The 6,656-nt window shown below is 70.1% G+C and carries 10 protein-coding genes; all 10 read left to right on the top strand.

The window, feature by feature from the left end:
- Positions 1 to 464 precede the first annotated feature (464 nt).
- Positions 465 to 608 (top strand): 50S ribosomal protein L34, encoded by a 144-nt coding sequence (rpmH, locus tag ACQPYE_RS40675; RefSeq protein WP_053714552.1) that lies wholly within the window; start codon positions 465 to 467, stop codon positions 606 to 608.
- Positions 609 to 621: 13 nt separating this feature from the next.
- The gene (rnpA, locus tag ACQPYE_RS40670; RefSeq protein ID WP_498718433.1) at positions 622 to 1,080 is read left to right on the top strand and encodes a ribonuclease P protein component; all 459 of its coding nucleotides are present in this window, start codon (positions 622 to 624) and stop codon (positions 1,078 to 1,080) included.
- Entirely contained in the window at positions 1,077 to 1,349 is a 273-nt protein-coding gene (gene yidD, locus ACQPYE_RS40665) for a membrane protein insertion efficiency factor YidD (protein WP_230569489.1), read from the top strand. The genes rnpA and yidD overlap by 4 nt, the downstream gene beginning before the upstream one ends.
- A gap of 3 nt (positions 1,350 to 1,352) precedes the next feature.
- Positions 1,353 to 2,411 carry a membrane protein insertase YidC gene (yidC, locus tag ACQPYE_RS40660; protein ID WP_498718432.1) on the top strand — a complete coding sequence of 353 codons (1,059 nt, stop codon included), beginning with the start codon at positions 1,353 to 1,355 and terminating at the stop codon, positions 2,409 to 2,411.
- A gap of 18 nt (positions 2,412 to 2,429) precedes the next feature.
- A complete protein-coding gene (locus ACQPYE_RS40655; protein WP_498718431.1) occupies positions 2,430 to 2,972 on the top strand; it encodes a Jag family protein in 543 nt (180 codons plus the stop codon).
- Positions 2,973 to 3,132: 160 nt separating this feature from the next.
- On the top strand, positions 3,133 to 3,315 hold the full coding sequence (locus ACQPYE_RS40650; protein WP_498718430.1) for a hypothetical protein: 183 nt from the start codon (positions 3,133 to 3,135) through the stop codon (positions 3,313 to 3,315).
- 12 nt (positions 3,316 to 3,327) lie between these two features.
- Positions 3,328 to 3,786 carry an NUDIX hydrolase gene (locus tag ACQPYE_RS40645; protein ID WP_498718429.1) on the top strand — a complete coding sequence of 153 codons (459 nt, stop codon included), beginning with the start codon at positions 3,328 to 3,330 and terminating at the stop codon, positions 3,784 to 3,786.
- Positions 3,787 to 3,952: 166 nt separating this feature from the next.
- Entirely contained in the window at positions 3,953 to 4,630 is a 678-nt protein-coding gene (gene rsmG, locus ACQPYE_RS40640) for a 16S rRNA (guanine(527)-N(7))-methyltransferase RsmG (protein WP_498718428.1), read from the top strand.
- A gap of 74 nt (positions 4,631 to 4,704) precedes the next feature.
- Entirely contained in the window at positions 4,705 to 5,655 is a 951-nt protein-coding gene (locus tag ACQPYE_RS40635) for a ParA family protein (protein ID WP_498723090.1), read from the top strand.
- Positions 5,652 to 6,641, top strand: a complete 990-nt coding sequence (locus ACQPYE_RS40630) for a ParB/RepB/Spo0J family partition protein (protein ID WP_498718426.1) — start codon at positions 5,652 to 5,654, stop codon at positions 6,639 to 6,641. The genes ACQPYE_RS40635 and ACQPYE_RS40630 overlap by 4 nt, the downstream gene beginning before the upstream one ends.
- The last annotated feature ends 15 nt before the right edge of the window (positions 6,642 to 6,656 follow it).

The following is a 6,656-nucleotide window of genomic DNA, read 5'->3' as shown; positions in this document are numbered from 1 at the left end:
CTCCGCGCTCCCCTCCCCTCGGTGACGTCTCCGCGGGCAGTCCCCGGGGAACTTCCACGACGTGGACACGGAGGATAGAGGCATCCACAGAGTTATCCACAACTGTGCACGAACGAGGCCCGGACGGCAGCGGATCCCCCCGTTGCTCCCGGGCGCCTGCGGCCGGCGTGGCGGGGCTGTCTTCCCTCGTGCGGCCCGGCCCGCGTCAACCCGCATCACCCGCGAAGGCAGCACGCTAACAAGGTGTGGGCCCTGCCACAAGACGTGCGGTCGCGCAAGCCCTTTCCGTGCCTGGAACGCCGTCCGGCGCGCCCCGGGTGCGACCCCGATTTGAACCGCGCCCCCGGGGCTGCGTACCCTCGTAACCGTCTCCCGCTTGCGTGGGGTGCTTTTCGCGCGCCTAAGGCTCGATCGCTGGGGACAACCACAGACCTGCTTGGCAGTTAAGCACCGGGAGTCCGACCGTGAGCAAGGGTAAGCGCACCTTCCAGCCCAACAACCGTCGCCGTGCGAAGACGCACGGGTTCCGGCTGCGCATGCGCACCCGCGCCGGTCGCGCCATCCTGGCCGCGCGCCGGGGCAAGGGCCGCACGCAGCTGTCCGCCTGATCGCCGCAGCGCCGTGCTACCCGCGGCCAATCGGCTGACCCACAGCCAGGACTTCGGCCTGGTGGTCCGCCGAGGCCGCCGGGCCGGCCGGTCCCGGCTGGTGGTGCACGTCCTGACGCCGACGCCGTCCGACGGCGACTCGGCGGGCAAACGCACCCCGGCCGCACCCGATGGCGCTTCGGCGGAGCAACGCACCCCGGCGGCGTCCAACGGCGCCTCCGCGGAGCAACGCACCTCGGCGCAGCCCACCTTGGACCCGTCCAAGGTGGGCTTCGTCGTGAGCAAGGCCGTGGGCAACTCCGTGGTCCGGCACCGGGTGAGCCGCAAGCTCCGGCACCTGGTGCGGGATCGGCTCGCCGCGCTGCCGCCCGGAACTTCGGTGGTCGTGCGCGCGTTGGCACCGTCAGCCGATGCGGACAGCGCCGAGCTCGGCCGTGACCTCGACGCGGCGCTGCACAAGGTGCTGCGATGACGACCGTCCAGGTGAGCCCCGTCGTGCGGGTGCTGCTGCTGCCGGTGCGCTTCTACCGGAAGTTCATCTCACCGGCGCTGCCCCCGACCTGCCGTTTCCACCCGAGTTGCAGTGCGTACGCGGTGGAGGCGTTGACCGTCCACGGTGCGCTGCGCGGTTCCTGGCTGACCCTCCGCCGGCTGGGTCGCTGCGGACCCTGGCACCCTGGTGGCCTGGACCCGGTTCCGCCGAGGCGAAACGCGGTCCCCGACCTTCCTGCCGAGGAGTAGCTAGTGCTCAACTTCATCTACTACCCGGTGTCCTTCATCCTGTGGTGTTGGCACTGGGTGTTCGGCCACGTCTTCGGCGAGTCGAGCGGGTTCGCGTGGGCGCTGGCCGTGGTGTTCCTCGTCTTCTCGCTGCGCGCGATCCTGTACAAGCCGTTCGTCGGCCAGGTCCGCTCGATGCGCAAGATGCAGGAGTTCGCGCCCGAGCTGCAGAAGATCAAGAAGAAGTACGCGAACGACAAGCAGCGCCAGGCGCAGGAGATGCAGAAGCTCCAGTCGGAGCACGGCGTCAACCCGCTGGGCGGCTGCCTGCCGATGCTGGTGCAGATCCCGGTGTTCATCGGCCTGTTCCACGTGCTGCGCTCGTTCAAGCCCGGCTGGGGCGAGGTCTACTTCTTCGACGCCCAGGGCGTCGAGTCGTTCGTCAACGCGAAGCTGTTCGGCGCGAACCTGTCGACGTTCATCACGATGCCGTGGGACGACCCGAGCCAGCCGTCGCTGACGGACTTCGCCACCGAGCGCAGCGCGGTGCTGTACGTGGCCATCCCGTTGATGATCATCGCGTCGATCGCGACCCACTTCACCGCGCGCCACTCGGTGGCCCGGCAGACGCAGGCCGCGACGGACAACCCGCAGACCGCGATCATGAACAAGCTGACGCTCTACATCTTCCCGCTGGGCGTGCTCGTCGGTGGCCTCTTCTTCCCCATCGCGATCCTGCTCTACTGGCTGAGTAACAACGCGTGGACGCTGGGTCAGCAGTACGTCGTGTACCACCGCATCGACCGCGAGGAAGAGGCGAAGAAGGTCGAGGCCACCGCGCAGCGGTCGGCGCTCGCCCCGAAGCCGGGCGTGAAGCCCGTGACCAAGCCCAAGCCCGGCCAGAAGCCGCAGCCGCAGCGCAAGCCGGCGGGCGCCCAGCCCGCCGCCGAGGACGCCGCGGAGGCCGAGGCCACTCCGGACGCGAGCGAGTCGACCCCGACCGCGAAGCCGTCCACCGAGGTTCCCGGTCTGAGCCCAGACCAATCCCCTGGCAAGAAGCAGGGCAACAAGAAGCGTCGTTGACCCTGGAGAGGAGACATCGTGTCGGAGACGTTGCAGGCGGCCGACGTGGACGCACCGGAGGCCGACAAGGTTCCGCCGGCGCGCTCGGGGAGTTCGGAGGACCTGCTCGTCCAGGAGGGTGACATCGCCGGGGACTACCTCGAGCGGCTGTTGGACCTCCTCGACTACGACGGCGACATCGACCTCGACGTCGAGGCGGGTCGGGCGATCGTGAGCATCGACGGCGGTGACGACCTGGAGAAGCTGGTCGGTACCCGCGGCACGGTCCTGGAGTCGTTGCAGGAGCTGACCCGGCTCGCGGTCCAGCAGGAGACGGGCGTGCGCAGCCGCCTCATGCTGGACATCGCCGGCTGGCGCGCCGGACGGCGGGCCGAGCTCGCCGACCTCGGCCGGACCACGGCGGAGAAGGTGGTGGCGACGGGCGAGAAGGTGCGGCTGCACCCGATGACCCCGTTCGAGCGGAAGGTCGTGCACGACGCCGTCGCTGCCGTGGACGGCGTGCACAGCGAGAGCGAGGGCGAGGAGCCCCAGCGCCGCGTGGTGGTGCTGCCGAAGCCCTGAGCGGGTTGTTCGAGCCGATCGCGCAACGGCCCCGGTCCCTGATGGGATCGGGGCCGTTCCGGTTCCCCGGTCGACCGGCGACCGGCTGTCGGCGACCAGCGGTCAGACCTGGACCAGGTACCCCTCGTCGGCGATCTCCCGGCCCCGCAGGGTCGGGTCGGTGAGCGGGTGGACGTCCCCCTCCCCCGCCATCGCCAAGCACTCGGCGGCGGTGAGACCCGCGCCGGTGGACCAGCGGCCCTCGACCAGGATCAGCCGGCCGGTCGGTGGCGTGGGCGGCGTCGGGTTCGGCGGTCAGGTCGAGCTCGGCCGGTTCCTCTTCCCCTCGGCGCGTTTCACGTGAAACGGTCGCGGGATGACTGAGATCATTCGGAAGCTCCGCGTCGCCGCCTACGCCGTGATCATCGAAGACGACCGGTTGCTGCTGTCCCGCTGGCTCGGACCGGACCGGCCGAGGTGGATCCTGCCCGGCGGTGGGCTCGACCACGGTGAGGACCCGTACGACGCGGTGGTCCGCGAGGTGTTCGAGGAGACCGGCTACCGGGCGGAGGTGGACCGGCTGCTCGGCATCCAGAACGTCTACGGGCCGATGGTGCGCGACGGCGTCGAGGTCGACTACCACCGCATCCGGATCCTGTACGAGGCGCACGTCGTCGGCGGGGAGTTGACGTTCGAGGTCGGCGGCAGCACGGACCGAGCGGCGTGGTTCCCGCTCGCCGAGGTGCCCGGACTGGACCACGTCGAGTCGGTCGACTACGCGTTGGAACTCCTGCGCGTGCTGCCGAAGGACGGTCGGATCGAAAGTTTCACGTGAAACGCGACTCGGATTTGGCGTGTCGCCGGGGTGATCCGTCATAGTGGGGGCCGGCACATCTCGTGGGGCTCACCGCCTCTTCGGCGAGACGCCCCAACCCCATCGCCCACACCCGGCCGCCGCCGGCGTCCGGTGTGGTTTCACGTGAAACGTCCCGGACGGAGACATGGCCGCAGAGGTGGAAGACCGCGCTAAGAAGGTCTTCGGTGACCACTACGACAAGGCGGTCGCCTTCACGGCACTGCTCACCGAGCACGGCGTCGAACGCGGGCTCATCGGCCCCCGGGAGGTCGACCGGCTCTGGGAGCGCCACATCCTCAACTCGGCCGTCGTGGCGGAGGTGCTCCCCCAAGGCGCGCGGGTCGTGGACGTCGGCTCGGGCGCGGGCCTGCCGGGTCTCCCCCTGGCGATCGTCCGCCCCGACCTCGACCTCACGCTCCTGGAGCCGATGGCACGCCGGGTGGCGTGGCTGACCGAGTGCGTCGAGGCGCTCGACCTCAAGGTCGCCGTGGTCCGCGGTCGGGCCGAGGAAGCACCGGTGCGGAACCTGCTGTCCGACAGCGACGTCGTGACGGCCCGTGCGGTCGCTCCGCTGGAACGGCTGACGCGGTGGTGCCTGCCGCTGCTCCGACCGGGCGGGCTCCTGGTCGCCCTCAAGGGCGAGAGTGCCGCGGAAGAACTGGAACGCGACGCCGAGGCGGTGCGCCGGGCCGGAGGCATCCGACCACGCGTCATCACCTGCGGTGGTGAAGTACTCGAACTGCCGACGACGGTCGTGCTCGTGGAGCGCGATGAGCAGGCGAGCCGCCGTGAAGGCGCGCGTCGCAGAAGGAAGGATCGGTGAACGTGTACCCGGACCCCCTGCAACCGGTGTTCCAAGCAGCCGGTGTTTCACGTGGAACCGAACCCGAAGGCGTGATGGGCGCGGGCGAAGTGCTCCGCCCCGCATCCGAGTCGAACTTGGCCAACAACGTGGAACCGGCAGGAGACAGCACCGTGTGGACTCCCATCGCGGAAGAAGCGGCACGCGCCACCCGCGTCCTGCACCCAGACTCCCTCCAACTCCCCCGCCCGGACCGTCGCCGGGTCATGGTGGTCGCGAACCAGAAGGGTGGCGTCGGCAAGACCACGAGCACGGTGAACCTGGCCGCCGCGCTCGCCATCCACGGGCTCAAGGTGCTCGTCATCGACCTCGACCCGCAGGGCAACGCGAGCACGGCGCTGGCCGTCGAGCACCGCTCCGGCACGCCGTCGGTGTACGAGGTGCTGATCGGCGAGCTGTCCGTCGCCGAGGCCGCCCAGGTGAGCACCGCATCCCCGAACCTGTACTGCGTGCCCGCCACGATCGACCTCGCGGGCGCGGAGATCGAGTTGGTCTCGATGGTCGCCCGCGAGTCGCGGCTGAAGGAAGCGCTGAGCCCCGAGGCGCTGGACTCCATCAAGCCGGACTACGTGTTCATCGACTGCCCGCCCTCGCTCGGCCTGCTGACCGTCAACGCGATGGTCGCCGCGCAGGAGGTGCTGATCCCGATCCAGTGCGAGTACTACGCGCTGGAGGGGTTGGGGCAGCTGCTGCGCAACATCGAGCTGGTGCAGGCGCACCTGAACCCGACGCTCAACGTGTCCACGATCCTGCTGACGATGTACGACGGCCGCACGAAGCTGGCCGACCAGGTGACCAGCGAGGTGCGCGGCCACTTCGGCGACACGGTCCTCAGGACGGTGATCCCGCGCAGCGTGAAGGTGTCCGAGGCTCCGGGTTACGGCCAGACGGTGCTCGCCTACGATCCCGGCTCACGGGGCGCGATGAGCTACCTCGACGCGGCACGGGAGATCGCCGAGTTCGGCGCGAAGATGGGATCGGCATGACGGAACAGCGCAAGGGTGGCCTCGGCCGAGGGCTCGCGGCCCTGATCCCCAGTGGGCCGCCTCCGGGGACACCGTCGCCGTCGCCGTCGCGGGCGGCCTCCCACGGTGCCAACGGGTCGTCCACCCCTGCGCCCTCCCCCGACCTGACCGGGGAGGTGGCCGGCGCGGTGTACCAGGAGCTGCCGGTCACGGCTATCCGCACGAACCCGAAGCAGCCGCGGCAGGTGTTCGACGAAGAGGCGCTGCGGGAGCTGGAGCACTCGATCCGCGAGTTCGGGTTGATGCAGCCCATCGTGGTGCGGGCGATCGGGCCGGACCACTACGAGCTCGTCATGGGCGAGCGGCGGTGGCGGGCGACCCAGCTGGCGGGGTTGAAGACGATCCCGGCGATCGTGCGGCACACGGCCGACGACGTCATGCTGCGTGACGCGCTGCTGGAGAACATCCACCGCGTGCAGCTGAACCCGTTGGAAGAGGCGTCGGCCTACCAGCAGCTGCTGGAGGAGTTCGGCGTGACGCACGAGGAGCTGGCCGACCGGATCGGCCGGAGCCGGCCGGTGGTGACGAACACGATCCGGCTGCTGAAGCTGCCGCTGCCGGTGCAGCGGCGGGTGGCCGCCGGGGTGTTGTCGGCGGGGCACGCGCGGGCGTTGCTGGGGGTCGAGGACCCCGGGGTGCAGGAGGAGCTGGCCACCCGGATCGTCGCCGAGGGGATGTCGGTCCGCGCCACCGAGGAAGCGGTGACCCTGGCCAAGGGCGCGGAGCCGGCCAGGGCGAAGGTCGTGCGGCGCAAGCCGATGCAGGCGCCCGGGTTGCAGGAGTTGGCGGAGCGGCTGTCGGACAACTTCGAAACGCGGGTGAAGGTCGAGCTGGGGCAGCGGAAGGGCCGGATCGTGGTGGAGTTCGGGTCCGTCGACGACTTGGAGCGGATCATCGAGCTCATGTCACCGGAGGCGGCGCGGCGTGCGATGAAAACGGACAAATAGGATTCGTTTGAGGCG

The sequence above is a fragment of the Actinosynnema sp. CA-299493 genome, from assembly GCF_050946825.1.
Classification (GTDB): domain Bacteria; phylum Actinomycetota; class Actinomycetes; order Mycobacteriales; family Pseudonocardiaceae; genus Actinosynnema.
The sequence above is the reverse complement of the archived record's forward strand: the minus strand, read 5'-3'. Positions and strand labels throughout refer to the sequence as shown.

Excerpts from the sequence above, each read along its gene's own strand:
- rsmG (WP_498718428.1), top strand. The coding sequence starts at position 3,953 with ATGGCCGCAGAGGTGGAAGACCGCGCTAAGAAGGTCTTCGGTGACCAC.
- yidD (WP_230569489.1), top strand. The coding sequence starts at position 1,077 with ATGACGACCGTCCAGGTGAGCCCCGTCGTGCGGGTGCTGCTGCTGCCG.
- ACQPYE_RS40635 (WP_498723090.1), top strand. The coding sequence starts at position 4,705 with ATGGGCGCGGGCGAAGTGCTCCGCCCCGCATCCGAGTCGAACTTGGCC.
- ACQPYE_RS40645 (WP_498718429.1), top strand. The coding sequence starts at position 3,328 with ATGACTGAGATCATTCGGAAGCTCCGCGTCGCCGCCTACGCCGTGATC.
- ACQPYE_RS40630 (WP_498718426.1), top strand. The coding sequence starts at position 5,652 with ATGACGGAACAGCGCAAGGGTGGCCTCGGCCGAGGGCTCGCGGCCCTG.